Origin of the sequence: Gallibacterium melopsittaci, assembly GCF_042433085.1 — a bacterium.
GTDB classification, from domain to species: Bacteria; Pseudomonadota; Gammaproteobacteria; order Enterobacterales; family Pasteurellaceae; genus Gallibacterium; species Gallibacterium melopsittaci.
This window is the reverse complement of record NZ_JBHLWA010000017.1, coordinates 1-18,120: the sequence shown is the minus strand read 5'-3', so window position 1 is coordinate 18,120 and position 18,120 is coordinate 1. Positions and strand designations below refer to the sequence as shown.

Below are 18,120 nucleotides of genomic sequence, written 5' to 3'. Positions count from 1 at the left end.
ACGACTATTAACCTTTCAGTAATGCTAGCACTTTTTCGACATCACCTGTAGTGGTCAGTGTATTGATTGCTTCTTCACTATCCAAGGCATTAGTAATTGCAGATACAACTTGGATATGCTCATTATTACGAGCTGCAATACCGATAACTAATTTAGCTACACCATCATCTTCATCAGTGAAACGAACACCATCAGGATATTGACAGAATACAATACCAGTTTTTAATACAGCATCTTTTGCCTCAATCGTTCCATGTGGTACAGCTACGCCTTCGCCAAGATAGGTTGAAACTAATTTTTCACGTTCTAACATTGCTTCAACATAACTTGGTTGAACAAAACCACCTTTCACTAATTGTTCACCTGCAAAACGAATGGCTTCTTCTTTATTTGCAGCTTTTAATCCTAAGAAAACTTGATTTGGCGCTAATGCAAAAGTTCCTACGCTACTTACTTCTTCGCTATTATCTGAATTAGACTTTTTTGCGTTAAGTTCCGCTTTTAATTCATTGACTAAATTATCGTAGAATTTGTTATCTAAGAAATTAGTTAATGAAAGGTGAACCGCATTTGGTACATGTTGTTTTGCACGCAAAGTTAAGTCTTGGTGAGTAATAACTAAACGAGCATCTTCTGGTAAATCATTAATTGCACAGTTTGCTACCTCAACTGGTAAACCAGCTTCTTTTACTTTTTTACGTAGCATGCTTGCACCCATTGCACTTGAACCCATACCCGCATCACAAGATACGAAGATTTTTTTCAAGCCTGCATAATTAATTTCAACGTTGTTTACATTAACAGCTGAACCAGATTTTAAATTCTTGACTTGTGCAGTAGCTTCTTCTAGTGAACCTTCTGTTTTTTGTAATTTCAAGAAGAATGAAGCGATGACGAATGAAACTGCGCAAGCAATTAATACTGCAAGGATTACACCAAACATAGAGGCTTTTGGTGTCATTAATAACACAGCAAAGATTGAACCTGGAGAAGCAGGAGCAACAAGGCCTGAGTGAGTTAGCGTGAGTGTTAGAACTCCTGATACACCACCAGCCATTACTGCAAGAATTAAACGTGGATTCATTAATACATATGGGAAATAGATTTCATGAATACCACCTAAGAAGTGGATAATTGCTGCACCGCTTGCAGTTTGTTTTGCAGAACCTTTGCCAAAAAGCATATAAGCTAATAATACGCCTAAACCTGGACCTGGGTTAGCTTCAATTAAGAAGAAGATAGATTGACCAAACTCTTGAGATTGTTGAATTCCCAATGGTGAGAAGATACCGTGGTTAATGGCATTGTTTAAGAATAAGATTTTTGCAGGTTCAACAAAAAGAGAAGTTAATGGTAATAAATTAGCTTTAACAAGGACATCTACACCTGCGGCTAATGCAGTAGAAAGTGCTTTTACTGCTGGACCGATAGCTAAGAAAGCGATTAATGCACAGATCATACCGATGATACCAGCAGAGAAGTTGTTTACTAACATCTCAAAACCACTTTTAATTTTACCATCTACCCATTTATCAAATTTTTTGATTGCAAAGCCACCAAGTGGACCAGCAATCATTGCACCTAAGAACATTGGGATATCAGAACCAACAACGACACCCATAGTTGTGATAGCACCAACAACGGCACCACGATCACCACCAACTAAACGACCACCAGTGTAACCAATGAGCAATGGTAATAAGTAAGTAATCATTGGGCCAACGAGCTTACCTAATGTTTCATTTGGTAACCAACCAGTTGGAATGAAAAGTGCGGTAATAAATCCCCACGCAATGAATGCCCCGATGTTAGGCATTACCATGTTGGAGAGAAAACGACCAAAATTTTGTATGCGTAATTTTGTTTGTGTAGAAACCATAATTTGATCCTCAATAATGGAGAAGAAATTTCGTGCAAAAATTAACACATAGTTTAAAAAACGAGAAATTTTTGATCTCAAAAATGTGATGTAGTTCAAATAAAATTTTTTCTCCTGTTTTTTGTAAATGTGATGTAGATCACATAAAAATTTGTAACTATTAAAAAATGTGATTTAGATCACAAATTTTTAGTTCTAAAAATAACCTAAATGAGTAAGGACAAAAAATGAACAAAAAATTTTTTTATTTTAGTGATTGAGTGAGATTTTACTCATTTTCGGCTAATTATTCGGGACTAATATGCGCAGCGTGATGGAGGACGGTTGACCGCCCAATAATAAAAAAACACTTTATGAGGAGTATTCAATTATGTTAGTTAGCAAAAAAATTATTATGAGTTCTTTAGTTGCTTCAGTATTAGCAATGGCAACAGTTGCACAAGCAGATGCAACACCTGCAACTGTTCAACCTCAAGCCGCTCCAGCAAAAGCAGAACAAGTTATGCCAAAAGCAACAAAAGTTGCAGCAAAATCAGATGTTAAAGCACATGCTGTTAAACAAGTTAAAACTGTTAAACATCATGCTAAAAAAGTAAGTCATAAAAAAGGAGTTATTCAAGATCAAAAAACTCCAGCATAAAAAATAAATAGTTATTCCTGTAGTGCCTCTTGGCTTCTTATTCGTAACGGATAAGAAGCCTTTTTTATGTGTTTAGATAGGCATAGAAATAAAAAAGTCGAGCAATAACTCGACTTTTTACTTATAGAAAATAAAACTAATTATTCATCTAAGAAGCTACGTAATGTTTCTGAGCGGCTTGGGTGACGAAGTTTACGCAACGCTTTTGCTTCAATCTGACGAATACGTTCACGAGTAACATCAAATTGTTTACCAACCTCTTCTAAGGTGTGATCAGTATTCATATCAATACCGAAACGCATTCTTAAGACTTTTGCTTCACGAGGTGTTAAACCTTCTAATACTTCATGTGTTGCCACTTTTAGACTTTGTGCAGTTGCTGAATCGAGAGGCAATTCTAAAGTATTATCTTCAATGAAATCGCCTAAATGTGAATCGTCATCATCACCAATAGGCGTTTCCATTGAAATTGGTTCTTTGGCAATTTTTAAGACCTTACGAATTTTGTCTTCTGGCATTCCCATACGTTCAGCAAGCTCTTCTGGAGAAGCTTCACGTCCCATTTCTTGTAACATTTGACGAGAAATACGATTAAGTTTATTAATCGTTTCAATCATATGTACAGGAATACGAATGGTACGTGCTTGATCGGCAATGGAGCGGGTAATTGCCTGACGAATCCACCATGTTGCATAAGTAGAAAACTTATAACCACGACGATATTCAAATTTATCTACTGCTTTCATCAAACCGATATTTCCCTCTTGGATAAGATCGAGGAATTGTAATCCACGGTTGGTATATTTTTTCGCAATAGAAATAACAAGACGTAAGTTAGCTTCTACCATCTCTTTTTTAGCACGGCGAGCTTTAAGTTCACCTTGAGAAATTTTTTCACCAATTTGACGAATTTGTGTAATGGTTAAACCACTATCTTGTTCAATCAGTTTTAATTGTTCGATTGCTAGGCGAATATCGTTTTCATATTCTTTAAGTTTCTCAGACCAGTTTTTACCAGCCGCTAATGCTTTTTCAATCCAACTATCGTTGGTTTCGTGACCAATAAATGATTTTTGGAAGGTACCTTTTGGCATTTTTGCATATTCAACGGCAAGGCGTTGAATCTGTCTTTCTTGTGTTCTAATGCGTTTCATCATGTCACGCATTGATAATACAAGGAGATCAAATTGTTTTGGTACTAAACGGAATTGTTGGAATACTTCTGAAAGTGCATTAATTTGATCACGAGCTTTTTTGTTGCCACGACCATATTTTGCGATAGCTTCCACTGTTTTTTGGTGTTGTTCTTTTAATGCAGTAAATTTTTCACGCGCAACTTCTGGATCAATGCTATTATCTGAATCACCTTCTGAACTGCTATCAGAATCACCTTCACTATCCTCATCTTCATCACTGTCATCAACATCATTACCAGCGGTTGAAATACTGTCTTCATCGTCTTCAGAAACATCATCATTCATAAATTTAGAATAATCTTCTGTATCTACGGCATTTGGATCGACAAAACCAGTAATAAGATCTGAAAGGCGAACTTCACCTTTTTCAACGAGATCATATTGAGCTAATAAATGATCGAGTGCTTGTGGATACTCCGCTACCGCACATTGAACTTCATTAATGCCTTCTTCAATTCTTTTGGCGATATCAATTTCGCCTTCACGGGTAAGTAATTCAACACTTCCCATTTCACGCATGTACATCCGTACTGGATCTGTTGTACGCCCAATTTCAGATTCAACACTAGAAAGTACTTGAGTAGCCTCTTCTACTGCATCTTCATCGGTAACATTTTCGTTCAACATAAGATCATCAGCGTCAGGGGCAGTTTCGAGAACTTGGATCCCCATGTCGTTAATCATTTGAATGATGTCTTCTATTTGATCGGCATCAACGAGGTCTTCTGGTAAACTATCATTAACCTCAGCATAGGTTAAATAACCTTGCTCCTTGCCTTGTGCAATTAACTGTTTTAACTGTGATTGTGGATTTTGATCCATATTTTGACATCCAATAATTGTTGATTAGCAGAAATCATTCTTCACATACTTATGAAGAATAGACCGAAGCTAGCAATTTTCGACTGTTTGCCAGCAGTTCTATCAGTTCTTTTTTTTCATCTAGCGATAAAGTATCTGTTCGATCTTTCGCTTTTAACGCCTCAATGCGCTTTTCCATTACTTTGGAATGTAAGTATTTAAGATTACCATAAAAAGTGGGCTCAATGTTATCATCTTTTATCAGATGATCCCAGATAGCCAGCTTTTCAATAATTTTTTCTTCTTGCTTATTACGCCAATATTCAAGTAGTTGTCCAGTGGTAATACCACTTTTCTCAATACAAAGCTGATAAATTTCGAGGAATAGTGATAATCCTGGTAAATTTAAATCTTGTAATACTTGCGGATTGCTTAATAAAACGCGTGTGATTGGTTTATCAGCAAGCTCTGGGTTTTGTAATAATAGAGCGATCAATAAACGTATAGGCGTTGCTTTTAACGTTGTACGATTTTCAGATGCGTTATCAGTTGCACTTTCAATCATAGTAGGCAACATTTTTTCTAATAAAGCCACATCAAGGATACCGAGCTTTTGCCCTAAGGTATTACGCAGATATAAACGTAATGTTTCACCTGGAATTTTATTGATTAATGGTACGGCTAAAGCCGCTAATTTACTTCTTCCATCTTTGGTGCTGAGATCAACTTGTGCAAGTAAATGTTGAAATAAGAAATCACTCATCGGCATTGCATCAAGCAAAAAAGACTCAAATTTTTCCTTACCAATTTGTCGAATAAACGTATCTGGATCTTCACCATCAGGTAAAAAAATAAATTTTAATTGGTACCCATCATATAAATGTGGTAGTGCATTTTCTAATGCACGCCAAGCGGCACTACGTCCGGCATTATCACCATCATAACAACAAATAATTTGTTCAGTTGCACGAAAAGCAATTTGAATTTGTTCGCCTGTAGTCGCTGTACCAAGTGAGGCTACGGCATTAGTAACACCAAATTGAGCCAAAGCGACCACATCCATATAGCCTTCAACAATCAGTAAATAGTCGGGACTGTCATTTTGTTCTAAGGCTTCATATAAACCATATAGTTCATTACCTTTATGATAAGTCGCCATTTCGGGTGAATTTAAATACTTTGGCTTTTCATCACCTAAAACGCGTCCACCAAAGGCAATCGTACGACCACGTCGATCTCGAATGGGAAACATAATCCGCTGACGAAATCGATCGTAGGTTGTGCCAGAATCGTTTTGGCTAATCATACCTGTATCAAATAATTTTTGGCGATCTTCAGTAGATTGGCCAAAATGGCGAAGTACCGAATTTGTTCCAGATGCAAAGCCAATCGCAAAACGTTCGATGACTTCACTAGATAAACCACGTTGTTGTAAATAAGCCTGAGCTGGTAACGCTTGGGTTAATTGTTGCTGATAAAATATTGCAATCTCTTGCATTAATTGATGCAGATCTCGCTTACTTTTATAATTTTGGCTTGCAGAATATTGATTATTTGATGTGGTTTCTCTTGGAACATCCACCCCTTGTAAAGCAGCTAACTCTTCAATAGCTTCAACAAATTCTAGCTTGTCATAATCCATCAAAAATGAAATTGCATTTCCATGTGCGCCACAACCAAAGCAATGATAAAACTGCTTTTTAGCACTAACAGTAAATGAAGGTGTTTTTTCATGATGAAATGGACAACAAGCTTGATAATTTTGCCCAGCTTTTTTGAGCTTAACGCGTGAATTAACAATATCAACAATGTTGGTACGTGCTAATAGTTCATCAATAAAAGTACGCGGAATGAGTCCTTTCATCGTATCTACCTTAAGCTAGCCAACAATTCTGCAGGTTAATAAGAAAGAAATAACCGTGCTCCTATCATAGCAGCACGGTTTTTAAAATATCGTTTAAATCAAAAGAATCGATTAATATAAACGAGTATGACGTGCATTCTCGCGAGCTAATTTCTTAGCATGACGTTTAGCAGCAGATGCTTTTTCACGTTTACGAATAGTTGTTGGTTTTTCGTAGAATTCACGGCTACGAACTTCTGCTAAGATTCCCGCTTTTTCGCAAGAACGTTTAAAACGACGTAATGCAACGTCAAATGATTCATTTTCACGAACTTTAATTACAGGCATGAGCCAATCACCTCAATGAAATTTATACACTTTTAGGGTTATATAACATAACCTTTACTCAATAAAGGTCGCAATTTTAATCTATTTCAAGATAAAAAGTAAAGAGAGGATTGTGCTTATTTTGTGTCATGTATGATTGTTAACTAGAGAACAGGTAAAAAAAAGAGTAAAATGCCGAGCAATTTTTAGTGAGATAAAACAAACAGATGAAAGTTTTAGGTATTGAAACCTCCTGCGATGAAACAGGAGTTGCAATTTATGATGAAAAACAGGGTTTGATAGCAAATCAACTCTATACACAAATTAGTTTACATGCCGATTATGGTGGTGTTGTACCTGAATTGGCTTCTCGAGATCATATCCGTAAAACAGCACCATTAATCCAAGCTGCTTTAGCTGAAGCAAACTTAACAGCGAAAGAGATTGATGGAGTCGCTTATACTTGTGGTCCAGGATTAGCAGGAGCATTGTTGGTGGGATCGATGGTTGCTCGTTCATTGGCTTATGCGTGGAATGTGCCTGCATTAGGTGTCCATCATATGGAAGGGCATCTATTGGCACCTATGTTAGAGGAGCGTGTCCCTGAGTTTCCTTTTTTAGCCTTATTAGTATCAGGCGGACATACCCAGTTAATTCGTGTGAATGGTGTGGGCGATTATCAATTATTGGGTGAATCTATTGATGATGCTGCTGGAGAAGCATTTGATAAAACGGCTAAATTACTTGGATTAGATTATCCTGGTGGTGCGGCACTTTCACGTTTAGCAGAAAAAGGGAATCCTGATCGTTTTGTTTTTCCTCGTCCAATGACAGATCGCCCTGGGCTTGATTTTAGTTTTTCAGGATTAAAAACGTTTGCTGCCAATACGGTGGTGCAATTCCCACAAGATGAACAAACGCGTTGTGATATTGCTTATGCGTTTCAAGCTGCTGTCGTTGATACCTTGGCGATTAAATGTCAAAGAGCATTGAATGAAACAGGTTTGAAACGATTAGTGATTGCAGGTGGAGTGAGTGCGAATAAACAACTCAGACAACGCTTAGGTGATTTGATGAACAAGTTGGGGGGCGAGGTGTTTTATCCCGCACCACAATTTTGTACCGATAATGGTGCAATGATTGCTTATGCAGGTTTTTTACGACTAAAAACAGGAGAACAAACCGATCTTGCTGTTGAGGTTCGTCCTCGTTGGCGAATGAGTGAACTAGCGAAAATTGGCTAATAAGTATTTGCTCCGTTAGTGTGTAAGCTAACGGAGTAAGGCAAATTTATTCATTTCGCCACTTTTCTAACACTTCTTGTTTTTCCAACCATTCTATTTCAACCATTTCCAGTTTCTTTTTGAGATCTGCTTGTTGAGTTAATAACTGGGTTAATTTTTCTTTGTTTTCAGCTAAATAGAGATCATTGTCAGCTAATGCCGATTCAATTTCTGCCAGTTCAGTAGAATACTGGTCTAATTGTTTCTCTAATTTTTGAATTTCCTTACGCAATGGTGCGGTTTTTTCACGAAACTCAGCCTCTTTCCGTTTTTGTTCTTTACGCTGTAAAAATTCATTTTCCTTAGGTGGCGTTGATGTTGCAGGTTGTAGTGGTTCGCTTGGTTCTAAACTGAGCAGCCATTTTTGATAATCTTCGAGGTCGCCATTAAAGCTATCCACTTTATGATCATGGACCAGATAAAACTCACTCACAGTATTACGCAGTAAATGGCGGTCGTGTGAAACAACAACTAATGATCCCTCATAATCCATCAAGGCTTCAGTTAATGCCTGACGCATATCAAGATCAAGGTGGTTTGTTGGTTCATCAAGTAGTAATAAATTAGGGCGTTGCCAAACAATGAGGGCTAAAACCAAACGTGCTTTTTCACCACCAGAGAATGAATGAATAGCTTGTTTTACTTTATCGCCATGGAAAGCAAAACCACCTAAATAATCGCGTAACTCTTGTTCAGTTTTAGTTGGTGCGAGTTTTTGTAGATGCCATAAAGGACTTTCTTCTGCTCGTAGAATATCTAATTGATGTTGTGCAAAATAGCCAAGTTGTACACCTTTAGCGAGTTGAATCACCCCAGTTTGCGGTGCAAGATCACCAGCAAGTAATTTAATGAGGGTTGATTTGCCAGCACCATTTTTGCCTAATAATCCAATGCGTGAACCCGGAACAAGATTTAATTTTACCTGTTGTAAAATAGTTTTATCACCATAACCTGCACTGACTTTTTCCATAGAGAGAAGTGGATTAGGCAAAAATTCTGGTTCAGGAAAATAGAATGAAAATGGGCTATCAATATGTGCAGGCGCAATTAATTCCATACGTTCAAGTGCTTTAATTCGGCTTTGAGCTTGTTTTGCTTTAGTCGCTTTTGCTTTGAAACGATCAATAAACTTTTGTAGATGGGCAATTTTTTGTTGCTGTTGTTGATAAAGGGCATTTTGTTGTGCCAACTTGGTTGCTCTTAACAGCTCAAATGAGGAATAATTGCCTGTATATTCTTGTAACTGTTGCTGTTCAATATGCACGACTTTATTAATAATAGGATCGAGAAAATCACGATCGTGTGAAATTAATAATAGCGTGCCTTGATAGCTCTTTAACCAATTTTCTAACCAAATTACTGCATCAAGATCAAGGTGGTTTGTTGGTTCGTCTAGCAATAATAGATCAGAACGACATAATAACGCTTGTGCCAAATTTAATCGCATTCTCCAACCACCAGAAAACGATTTTACAGGTTGTTGTAATTGTGCTTCTTCAAAACCTAATCCATGTAAAAGTGTCGCTGCTCGAGAATGAATTGTCCAAGCATTAATCGTATCAAGTTGAGAATGTAGGGAAGCAATTTGATAGCCATTGTTTTGCTGATTAGCGAGTTCTAATTCTTGTTGTAAACGACAGTATTCACGATCACCTTGAATGGTATAGTCTAAAGCAGAGATTTCTAGTGCTGGTGTTTCTTGATTTACCCAACTGATCTCCCAATTTTTCGGATAAGTAATATCACCCTGTTCAGGTAATAATTTTCCTCTAATTAAGGCAAATAGAGAGGATTTTCCACAGCCATTTTTTCCCACCAATCCAACTTTTTGTCCAGGAATAATAGTTGCATGGGCATTTTCAAGTAAAGTGGTAATGCCACGTTTCAAAGTCAAATTTGTAAAAGTTAACATTTTTAGGTATTCTCTTGATAAAGTTTATTATTTTTAAATTTTAGGATTATTTAATGTTTGATTCTTTTTTAGTTCAATTTGTTGTTTTATGGGCAGTTATCGATCCTATTGGTTCTGTTCCTGTTTATCTTACCAAAACTATAGGCCTGCCTGTGGCAGATCGTAAAAAAATTGCACGTAATGCAGTATTAATTTCGACAGGAATTCTGTTTTTCTTTTTAGTAACAGGGCAATTCTTATTAGAAGCAATGCAAATTCCACTTACTGCATTCCAAGTTGCTGGGGGGTTAGTTTTATTATTATTTGCTTTGACAATGGTGTTTAGTGAAGGAAAAGCAGAACAAGAAATGCGTTTGTCTTCCAATATTAATGAACTAGCGGTTTATCCGTTAGCTGTCCCATCGATCGCTTCGCCAGGTGCAATGATGGCGATTGTATTGTTAACAGATAATCATCGTTTTAGTTTTACCGATCAAATTGTGACAGCGGCAATTATGGCATTAGTATTATTAATTACCTATCTATTATTGTTAGCAGCAAATCGTATTCAACGTTTAATCGGCACGACAGGTGCAGCAATTGTAAGTCGTGTGATGGGATTAATTTTAGCAGCAATCGCTGTAAATCACATCTTAAGTGGAATTAAAGCCTTTTTTATGGAAGTGATGCCAACTGTAACTTAGTTGTTAAAGAGAGTTTTCTCTTTAGAGAACTAATCAGAGAGAAAAAGTGGTAAAATACTGCCATTTAAATGTCAAGAGAATCAGTTATGCTTTTAGGGAATTTATATATTATTTCTGCACCTAGTGGTGCAGGAAAATCGTCATTAATTTCTGCATTATTACAACAACATCCAAGTTACGAAATGCAGGTGTCTATTTCTCATACTACTCGTAAACCACGTCCAAATGAGGAAGAGGGCAAACATTATTATTTCATTGATCATACGGAATTTGAGCGTTTAATTGCTGAAGATGCGTTTTTGGAGTATGCCGAAGTGTTTGGGAATTATTATGGGACATCGTTATTGATGATCGAACATTCTTTAAAACAAGGCATTGATGTATTCTTAGATATTGATTGGCAGGGGGCTCAACAAGTACGTAAAAAAGTGCCGAGTGCAAAAAGTATTTTTATCTTGCCTCCATCAATTCAAGAACTGGAACGTCGCTTGATCGGACGAGGACAAGACTCAGAAGAAGTGATTGCTGGACGTATGCAAAAAGCGATCAGTGAAATGAGTCATTATGATGAATATGATTATTTAATTATTAATGATGATTTTGATCAGGCTTTAAATGAAATTAAGGTGATTTTGAAAGCGGAGAAATTAAAAGTTGGACGGCAAGTACAACGTTATCAATTATTAATGTCGCAACTACTAGCGAAAAAAGACTAGCTCTAGTATCATATTCAACCTTTTTCTTGATTGATTATTGAACAATTTAACAAAATTTTTTGGAGAGAATTATGGCACGTGTAACCGTTCAAGATGCTGTAGATAAAATTGGTAACCGCTTTGATTTAATTTTAACAGCTGCTCGTCGTGCTCGCGAATTGCAACTTCATGTTCGTGAACCATTAGTCCCAGAAGAAAATGATAAACCAACTGTTATTGCATTGCGCGAAATTGAAGAAGGGTTAATCAACAACGATATTATGGACGCACAAGAGCGTCATGATGCGTTAGAACAAGAACACGCAGAATTACAAGCGGTGTCTTTATTAGCTGACGTAGAATAACCACATTTAACAACCTGAAGAACGAGTTATGTATTTATTTGAAAGTTTACATACTATCATTAAAAGTTATTTGCCTGAGGATCAAATTGAATTAGTGAAACGTGCGTTTGTCATTGCACGGGATGCACACGAAGGGCAAACTCGTTCTAGTGGTGAACCTTATATTACCCACCCTGTTGCAGTCGCTTCAATTATTGCTGAAATGCGTCTTGATCACGAAGCCGTGATGGCGGCGTTGTTGCATGATGTAATTGAAGATACACCTTATACAGAAGAAGAATTAACTGCAGAATTTGGTAAAAGTGTCGCTGAAATCGTAGAAGGGGTTTCTAAATTAGATAAATTAAAATTTAGAACTCGAAAAGAAGCTGAAGCAGAAAACTTTCGTAAGATGATTTTAGCGATGACTCAAGATATTCGCGTTATCCTTATTAAACTTGCTGACCGTACGCATAATATGCGGACGTTAGGGGCATTACGCCCTGATAAGCGTCGTCGAATTGCGAAAGAAACGTTAGAAATTTATAGCCCATTAGCACATCGTTTAGGGATAGAGCATATCAAAAATGAGTTAGAAGATTTAGGTTTTGAAGCGTTACATCCACATCGTTATCAGGTATTACAAAAAGTTATCCAAAATGCACGTGGTAATCGGAAAGAGATGATCCAACGGATTACTGATGAAATTAAAGGTAGACTTGATGATGTAGGTATCAAAGCGAGAGTTTTTGGGCGTGAAAAACATCTTTATTCCATTTATCAAAAAATGAAAATGAAAGAACAGCGCTTTCATTCAATTATGGATATTTATGCGTTTCGCACGATTGTACAAGATGTGGATACTTGCTACCGTGTTTTGGGGCAGATGCATAGTCTATATAAACCACGTCCAGGGCGAGTAAAAGATTATATTGCCGTGCCAAAAGCCAATGGTTATCAATCATTACATACCTCAATGATTGGGCCACATGGAGTGCCAGTAGAAGTACAAATTCGTACAGAAGATATGGATCAAATGGCAGAGATGGGAGTGGCAGCACATTGGATTTATAAGCAAGGTGGAAAAAACGATAGCACAACAGTGCAAATTCGTGCACAGCGTTGGTTACAAAGTTTGATTGAGCTACAACAAAGTGCGGGTAATTCATTTGAATTTATTGAAAACGTTAAATCTGAACTATTCCCAGATGAAATTTATGTCTTTACCCCGAAAGGTCGGATTGTAGAGTTGCCAGCTGGGGCGACACCAGTTGATTTTGCTTATGCGGTACATACAGATATTGGACAAACTTGTATTGGGGCAAGAGTAGATCGCCAACCTTATGCTTTATCTCAGGCATTGCAGTCGGGACAAACTGTTGAAATTATTACTGCACCATCGGCTCGACCAAGTGCAACGTGGTTAAATTTTGTTGTTACAGCAAAAGCAAGAGCGAATATTCGTCAAACCTTAAAATCTTTACGCCGAGATGAAGCGATTATTTTAGGTAAACGTCAATTATTCCATGCCTTATCACCAGCTAAATTAGAAGATATTGATTCTGTTAAACTATCTACATTGTTGACCGAACTAAAATTATATTCTTTAGATGACTTGTTAGCAGAAATTGGTTTAGGTAACCAAATTAGTGTTGTGATTGCACATCGTCTATTAGGTGAAAAATTAGAAATTGATACTGATGGTAATCCAAGTAATAACAATTATCATGAAACAGATTCGGGTGTATTAATTAAAGGGGTAGAGGGATTATTAATTAATTTTGCTAAATGTTGTCATCCAATTCCAGGCGATCCAATAGTTGCTTATGTCAGTCCTGGTAAAGGTTTAGTTGTTCATCATGAATATTGTGCAAATATCCGCCATCATCGAGATGAAAATACTGATCATTATATGCCAGTAGAATGGGAAAAAAGTGAGAATAGTGTTGAATTTGAAGCTGAATTGCGTATTGAGATGCTCAATCAACATGGTGCATTTGCGAACTTAACTTCTGTGATTACTTCGGCAGGTAGTAATATCCAAAGTATTTGGACTGAAGAGCGTGATGGCCGTGTTTACCAAGTCTTTGTGGTATTAACGGCACGAGATAAAAATCATTTGGCGACAATTATCCGTAAGATTAATGCGGTATCTGGTGTAGTAGATGTCTTGCGTAATATTAATGAATAAACCTGAATGCAATCTGAAAATTTATTAGATCATTTGCCACTTTCTGTTCTTTCTGGTGTTGGTGCAGCAATGTCAGAAAGATTATCTCGTTTAGGAATCCATTCTGTTCAAGATCTCTTATTTCATTTTCCACTTCGTTATGAAGATCGTACTCACATTACACCGATTAAAGATCTTCGCCCTGATAGTTATGCCACCATTGAAGGAATTGTCCAGACTTGTGAGGTTCAATTTGGTCGGCGTTCAATGTTAATGGTTTCGCTTTCAGATGGATCAGCAAAAATTATGCTGCGTTTTTTTAACTTTAATGCAGGTATGAAAAATAGTTTCATTACTGGTGCAAGAGTGAAAGCATTTGGTGAAGTGAGAAGAGGGCGCTTTATGGCAGAAATGCATCATCCAGAATATCGGATTGTCAAACACAATGAACCGTTAGAGATGGAAGAGAATTTAACCCCAATTTATCCTTCAACAGATGGTTTGAAGCAAGCTTCGTGGCGTAAATTAACTGATCAAGCATTAATATTATTGGCTAAAAGAGAAATCGAGGAGTTATTGCCTGCGACTTATAATCCCAGTGGTTATGATTTAAAATCTGCAATTCAATTTTTGCATCGCCCGCCTGCTGGAACTCGAGTTGAAACATTAGAAAAAGGTGAACATCCAGCACAAAAACGTTTGGCATTTGAAGAGTTATTAGCGCATAACTTAGCTATGCGACAAAGTAAACAAAATACACAACAACATTTAGCCACTGCATTGCATTATCATACAGATATTAAACAACAGTTTTTACAACAATTACCTTTTAAACCAACCAATGCACAATTACGCGTAGTTGCAGATATTGAGCAAGATTTAGCAAAAACACAGCCTATGATGAGATTGATCCAAGGAGATGTTGGATCTGGAAAGACATTAGTTGCACTATTGGCTGCTTTAGTAGCATTGGATAATCAACAACAAGTTGCCATTATGGCGCCAACAGAAATTTTGGCGGAACAACATTTTTATAATTTTTCACAATGGTTAGAGCCTTTTGGTATTCAAGTTGGTTGGTTAGCGAGTAAAGTCAAAGGGAAAAAACGCCAACAGATCTTAGAACAGATCCAAACTGGTACAGTACAGGTTGTCATAGGAACACACGCGTTATTCCAAGAACAGGTTGAGTTTTCTTCGTTGTCATTAGTCATTATTGATGAACAACATCGCTTTGGTGTTGAGCAGCGTTTGATGTTACGAGAAAAGGGGGCAAAAAATGGCGTTTATCCACACCAACTGATTATGACGGCTACCCCGATTCCACGAACTCTTGCGATGACCGTTTATGCTGATTTAGATATTTCTATTATTGATGAGTTACCGCCAGGTAGGACGCCAATTAAAACAGTAGCGATAGCAGAAGATCGACGTGATGAACTGGTGCAACGAGTCTATCGCGCGTGTATAGTCGATAAAAGGCAAGTGTATTGGGTCTGTACCTTGATTGATGAATCTGAAGTGTTGGAAGCACAAGCTGCCGAAGCGCTTGCTGAAGATCTGAAAAAAGCATTACCAAGTTTACGGATAGGATTGGTACATGGAAGAATGAAGCCGCAAGAAAAACAAGAGGTCATGGCTATTTTTAAAGCTGGAGAGATAGATGTGTTAGTTGCCACAACGGTGATTGAAGTTGGGGTAGATGTACCGAATGCCAGTTTAATGATTATTGAAAATGCGGAGCGATTAGGCTTATCACAATTACATCAATTACGTGGGCGAGTAGGTCGAGGGCAAATTGAATCATTTTGTGTCTTGCTCTATAAAACACCACTAGGTAAGATTTCTCGCCAACGTTTAGAAATTATGCGAACCAGTAATGATGGGTTTGCGATTGCCGAAAAAGATTTAGAAATTCGCGGACCAGGAGAGGTGCTAGGGGTAAAACAAACGGGAGCAGCAGAATTTCGCGTCGCTGATTTAGTGAGAGATAGAAGGTTATTACCTGCTGTGCAGCGTTGTGCGAGTGAATTAATGAGTCTGGGAACGAGTGATGTAGAACGTTTAATTAAGCGTTGGTTAGATCAAAGGACGGTTTACTCCAATGCCTAACTATCAACATTATCGGGATTGTCTGCAAAATATATATTGGCAGACTGATTTTAAAAAATTGTCAAATCCACAGCAACAATGGCTTTCAATTTCAGGATCTTTAACAGCTGCACTAAAACAACATTGTAAGATTTTTACTGTTATCCCATTATTTGAAGGATGGATTACAGAACATCATCCATTTTATCTAGATGAACTCGCTGGGTATAAGCAATATTGGCTACGAGAAGTGATCTTGGCAGGAGATAATCAAGCATGGATCTTCGCAAGAACGGTTATTCCAACCAATACCTTCCAGCAATATCGCCAAGCATTTCAACAATTAGGTAATCAACCAATAGGAGAATGGTTATTTCAACAGGCAGCAGTACGTTCTGACTTAGCTTGGGGAAAAATAGAAAACAAATATGCTCGCCGTTCTATATTAACCGTTGCAGATTATCCTTTGTTAGTTAGCGAGCTTTTTCTTGAGGATTTTTGGTGAAAGGCATAAGATCACCACTTTCAAGATAAAATGATACTATTTTTGATGATTTTATGGCAAAGATACCAACAATTCTTTTCTTTGATTCTGGGGTAGGTGGGTTAAGTGTCTATCGAGAAGTCAAAGCCTTATTACCACATTGCCACTATTTGTATTGTCTAGATAATGCTTGCTTTCCTTATTCAGAGAAACCAGAACAATTTATTGAACAGCGATGTGTAGCAATTTGTAAAAAAATCGCTGAAACACAAGAGTTAGATCTGATTGTTATTGCTTGCAATACGGCAAGTACTATTGTTTTACCTGCTATGCGAGCAAATTTTGCTTGTCCTATCGTGGGAACTGTTCCAGCGATTAAACCTGCAGCTCAGAAAACAGTAACAAAAGTCATTGGTTTATTAGCGACTAAGGGAACAATTACTAGATCTTATGTAGATGATTTAATTAATGAATATGCACAAGACTGTGAAGTTAAACGTTTAGGTTCAACGGAATTAGTGCAAATTGCTGAACAGAAATTACATGGTAAGCCAGCGGATCATTTTGCTGTAATGCGAGCGGTAGCAGAATGGCGATATGAATATGAGTTGGATACTGTAATTTTGGGATGTACGCATTTTCCATTATTAAAAGCAGAACTCAAAGCTTGTTTACCACAAGTGAGTTTTTTTATTGATTCAGGAAAGGCGATTGCTAAACGTGTAGCATCTTTATTGCCCCCTTTTACTCCAACAATAATAAATAAAGAACAGATAGCTTATTGTACAGCTTCCTTTGTTGATGAAGAAAATGTAAGGAAAATGTTTAGGGAATGGGGATTTCATAATATATATTTATTAACCAGTATTTTGTAATTGTAATTATAGTAGGGGAGCAAATGGTAAATTTAGATACATTTCATCAGCAAAGAAAGTTTTATTTTGATTTGTACCGACATTTTTTACGGTGCAGAAAATCTGAGCAAGTGGAACAATTGCTTAAGCCATTATCATATTTGCAAGCCTCTGATTTTAATCATGAAATAAAATCATTTGAACAGGAGCAAATCCCCAAAGTTTTACATTATTGTTGGTTTGGAAAGGGAATATATCCTGATTTAGTAAAATATTGTATGGATAGTTGGCATACTCAAAATGGATTTAGGATAAAATTATGGAATGAAGATAATTTTCCTATTGATTTGTATCCTTTCGCGAAAGAGGCTTTAAGGCAAAAGAAATGGGCAATGGTGTCTGATGTAGCTAGACTACATGCTCTTTATTATGAAGGTGGTATTTATTTAGATACTGATATGGAATTAATTAAGCCATTAGAGCCATTACTAAACTGTCAAGCTTTTGGATGTGTAGAGTCGAAAAGATTAATTTCAATTGGATTAGTTGGTGCTAGAGTATTTCATCCATGGATTGGTAAAGCATTATCTTGGTATAAGCTGACACCTTTTCGAGATATTTATCATATTATAGCTAATACTCGAATAATATCTAGAATGACAGAGTTACACTATGGGGTAAAGTTAAATGGTCAACCCTTTAGATTAAATGATGGAATGTATTTTTTTCCATATGACAGTTTTTTGCCAAGAAAAAATGATAAAGGTGAATTTATTATTACAGATAATACGATTGCTATTCATCATGGTACTGGGCTTTGGTAGAGGTAATTGATAGAAAAATAAGCAAATAATAAAAAATTTAAAAAAAATTAAAAAAACTACTTGCAAGGTGTATTTAAATCACTATAATGCACCT

15 protein-coding genes are annotated in these 18,120 nt (G+C 36.9%); 10 read left to right on the top strand and 5 right to left on the bottom strand.

All coding sequences use genetic code 11. The features are described 5' to 3' along the window. Nucleotides 1-7: 7 nt before the first annotated feature. Nucleotides 8-1,879: a PTS mannitol transporter subunit IICBA gene (locus ACFFHT_RS04220; RefSeq protein WP_382373767.1), complete on the bottom strand. Its 1,872-nt coding sequence runs from the start codon at nucleotides 1,877-1,879 to the stop codon at nucleotides 8-10. 370 nt (nucleotides 1,880-2,249) lie between these two features. On the opposite strand from ACFFHT_RS04220, the gene ACFFHT_RS04215 reads away from it, so the two are divergent. Next, on the top strand, nucleotides 2,250-2,519 hold the full coding sequence (locus tag ACFFHT_RS04215; protein ID WP_382373765.1) for a hypothetical protein: 270 nt from the start codon (nucleotides 2,250-2,252) through the stop codon (nucleotides 2,517-2,519). A 140-nt stretch (nucleotides 2,520-2,659) separates the two neighbouring features. Here ACFFHT_RS04215 and rpoD read toward each other — a convergent pair whose 3' ends face one another. The 3 genes from rpoD to rpsU all read right to left on the bottom strand — a co-directional run bounded on the left by rpoD (nucleotide 2,660) and on the right by rpsU (nucleotide 6,707). Next, nucleotides 2,660-4,537: an RNA polymerase sigma factor RpoD gene (gene rpoD, locus ACFFHT_RS04210; RefSeq protein ID WP_382373763.1), complete on the bottom strand. Its 1,878-nt coding sequence runs from the start codon at nucleotides 4,535-4,537 to the stop codon at nucleotides 2,660-2,662. A gap of 49 nt (nucleotides 4,538-4,586) precedes the next feature. Further along, complete coding sequence (dnaG, locus tag ACFFHT_RS04205; RefSeq protein ID WP_382373761.1) at nucleotides 4,587-6,380, bottom strand: DNA primase; 1,794 nt, start codon at nucleotides 6,378-6,380, stop codon at nucleotides 4,587-4,589. 111 nt (nucleotides 6,381-6,491) lie between these two features. Continuing rightward, complete coding sequence (gene rpsU / locus ACFFHT_RS04200) at nucleotides 6,492-6,707, bottom strand: 30S ribosomal protein S21 (protein WP_013745715.1); 216 nt, start codon at nucleotides 6,705-6,707, stop codon at nucleotides 6,492-6,494. Between the two features lie 206 nt (nucleotides 6,708-6,913). Here rpsU and tsaD point away from each other — a divergent pair, with 206 nt between their 5' ends. Then, nucleotides 6,914-7,930 (top strand): tRNA (adenosine(37)-N6)-threonylcarbamoyltransferase complex transferase subunit TsaD, encoded by a 1,017-nt coding sequence (tsaD, locus tag ACFFHT_RS04195; protein ID WP_382369916.1) that lies wholly within the window; start codon nucleotides 6,914-6,916, stop codon nucleotides 7,928-7,930. 46 nt (nucleotides 7,931-7,976) lie between these two features. On the opposite strand, the gene ACFFHT_RS04190 is transcribed toward tsaD, so the two are convergent. Continuing rightward, nucleotides 7,977-9,881 (bottom strand): ABC transporter ATP-binding protein, encoded by a 1,905-nt coding sequence (locus tag ACFFHT_RS04190; RefSeq protein ID WP_382369918.1) that lies wholly within the window; start codon nucleotides 9,879-9,881, stop codon nucleotides 7,977-7,979. Between the two features lie 53 nt (nucleotides 9,882-9,934). Here ACFFHT_RS04190 and ACFFHT_RS04185 point away from each other — a divergent pair, with 53 nt between their 5' ends. The 8 genes from ACFFHT_RS04185 to ACFFHT_RS04150 all read left to right on the top strand — a co-directional run bounded on the left by ACFFHT_RS04185 (nucleotide 9,935) and on the right by ACFFHT_RS04150 (nucleotide 18,026). Then, nucleotides 9,935-10,564, top strand: coding sequence for a MarC family protein (locus ACFFHT_RS04185; RefSeq protein ID WP_382369920.1), 630 nt, complete (start codon nucleotides 9,935-9,937; stop codon nucleotides 10,562-10,564). A gap of 86 nt (nucleotides 10,565-10,650) precedes the next feature. Further along, a complete protein-coding gene (gene gmk / locus ACFFHT_RS04180; RefSeq protein ID WP_382369921.1) occupies nucleotides 10,651-11,280 on the top strand; it encodes a guanylate kinase in 630 nt (209 codons plus the stop codon). A gap of 71 nt (nucleotides 11,281-11,351) precedes the next feature. Further along, nucleotides 11,352-11,624, top strand: a complete 273-nt coding sequence (gene rpoZ / locus ACFFHT_RS04175; RefSeq protein ID WP_065234884.1) for a DNA-directed RNA polymerase subunit omega — start codon at nucleotides 11,352-11,354, stop codon at nucleotides 11,622-11,624. 28 nt (nucleotides 11,625-11,652) lie between these two features. After that, entirely contained in the window at nucleotides 11,653-13,794 is a 2,142-nt protein-coding gene (gene spoT, locus ACFFHT_RS04170) for a bifunctional GTP diphosphokinase/guanosine-3',5'-bis pyrophosphate 3'-pyrophosphohydrolase (RefSeq protein ID WP_382369923.1), read from the top strand. Nucleotides 13,795-13,800: 6 nt separating this feature from the next. After that, entirely contained in the window at nucleotides 13,801-15,885 is a 2,085-nt protein-coding gene (gene recG / locus ACFFHT_RS04165; RefSeq protein WP_382373759.1) for an ATP-dependent DNA helicase RecG, read from the top strand. Continuing rightward, nucleotides 15,878-16,369 (top strand): chorismate--pyruvate lyase family protein, encoded by a 492-nt coding sequence (locus tag ACFFHT_RS04160; protein WP_382373757.1) that lies wholly within the window; start codon nucleotides 15,878-15,880, stop codon nucleotides 16,367-16,369. The genes recG and ACFFHT_RS04160 overlap by 8 nt, the downstream gene beginning before the upstream one ends. Before the next feature lie 53 nt (nucleotides 16,370-16,422). Further along, complete coding sequence (gene murI / locus ACFFHT_RS04155; RefSeq protein ID WP_382373755.1) at nucleotides 16,423-17,223, top strand: glutamate racemase; 801 nt, start codon at nucleotides 16,423-16,425, stop codon at nucleotides 17,221-17,223. Between the two features lie 23 nt (nucleotides 17,224-17,246). Then, nucleotides 17,247-18,026 (top strand): glycosyltransferase family 32 protein, encoded by a 780-nt coding sequence (locus ACFFHT_RS04150; RefSeq protein WP_382373753.1) that lies wholly within the window; start codon nucleotides 17,247-17,249, stop codon nucleotides 18,024-18,026. The last annotated feature ends 94 nt before the right edge of the window (nucleotides 18,027-18,120 follow it).

Bases quoted from the DNA above. Each gene is read 5' to 3' on its own strand.
- ACFFHT_RS04220 (WP_382373767.1), bottom strand. From the start codon at position 1,879: ATGGTTTCTACACAAACAAAATTACGCATACAAAATTTTGGTCGTTTT.
- ACFFHT_RS04215 (WP_382373765.1), top strand. From the start codon at position 2,250: ATGTTAGTTAGCAAAAAAATTATTATGAGTTCTTTAGTTGCTTCAGTA.
- rpoD (WP_382373763.1), bottom strand. From the start codon at position 4,537: ATGGATCAAAATCCACAATCACAGTTAAAACAGTTAATTGCACAAGGC.
- dnaG (WP_382373761.1), bottom strand. From the start codon at position 6,380: ATGAAAGGACTCATTCCGCGTACTTTTATTGATGAACTATTAGCACGT.
- rpsU (WP_013745715.1), bottom strand. From the start codon at position 6,707: ATGCCTGTAATTAAAGTTCGTGAAAATGAATCATTTGACGTTGCATTA.
- tsaD (WP_382369916.1), top strand. From the start codon at position 6,914: ATGAAAGTTTTAGGTATTGAAACCTCCTGCGATGAAACAGGAGTTGCA.
- ACFFHT_RS04190 (WP_382369918.1), bottom strand. From the start codon at position 9,881: ATGTTAACTTTTACAAATTTGACTTTGAAACGTGGCATTACCACTTTA.
- ACFFHT_RS04185 (WP_382369920.1), top strand. From the start codon at position 9,935: ATGTTTGATTCTTTTTTAGTTCAATTTGTTGTTTTATGGGCAGTTATC.
- gmk (WP_382369921.1), top strand. From the start codon at position 10,651: ATGCTTTTAGGGAATTTATATATTATTTCTGCACCTAGTGGTGCAGGA.
- rpoZ (WP_065234884.1), top strand. From the start codon at position 11,352: ATGGCACGTGTAACCGTTCAAGATGCTGTAGATAAAATTGGTAACCGC.
- spoT (WP_382369923.1), top strand. From the start codon at position 11,653: ATGTATTTATTTGAAAGTTTACATACTATCATTAAAAGTTATTTGCCT.
- recG (WP_382373759.1), top strand. From the start codon at position 13,801: ATGCAATCTGAAAATTTATTAGATCATTTGCCACTTTCTGTTCTTTCT.
- ACFFHT_RS04160 (WP_382373757.1), top strand. From the start codon at position 15,878: ATGCCTAACTATCAACATTATCGGGATTGTCTGCAAAATATATATTGG.
- murI (WP_382373755.1), top strand. From the start codon at position 16,423: ATGGCAAAGATACCAACAATTCTTTTCTTTGATTCTGGGGTAGGTGGG.
- ACFFHT_RS04150 (WP_382373753.1), top strand. From the start codon at position 17,247: ATGGTAAATTTAGATACATTTCATCAGCAAAGAAAGTTTTATTTTGAT.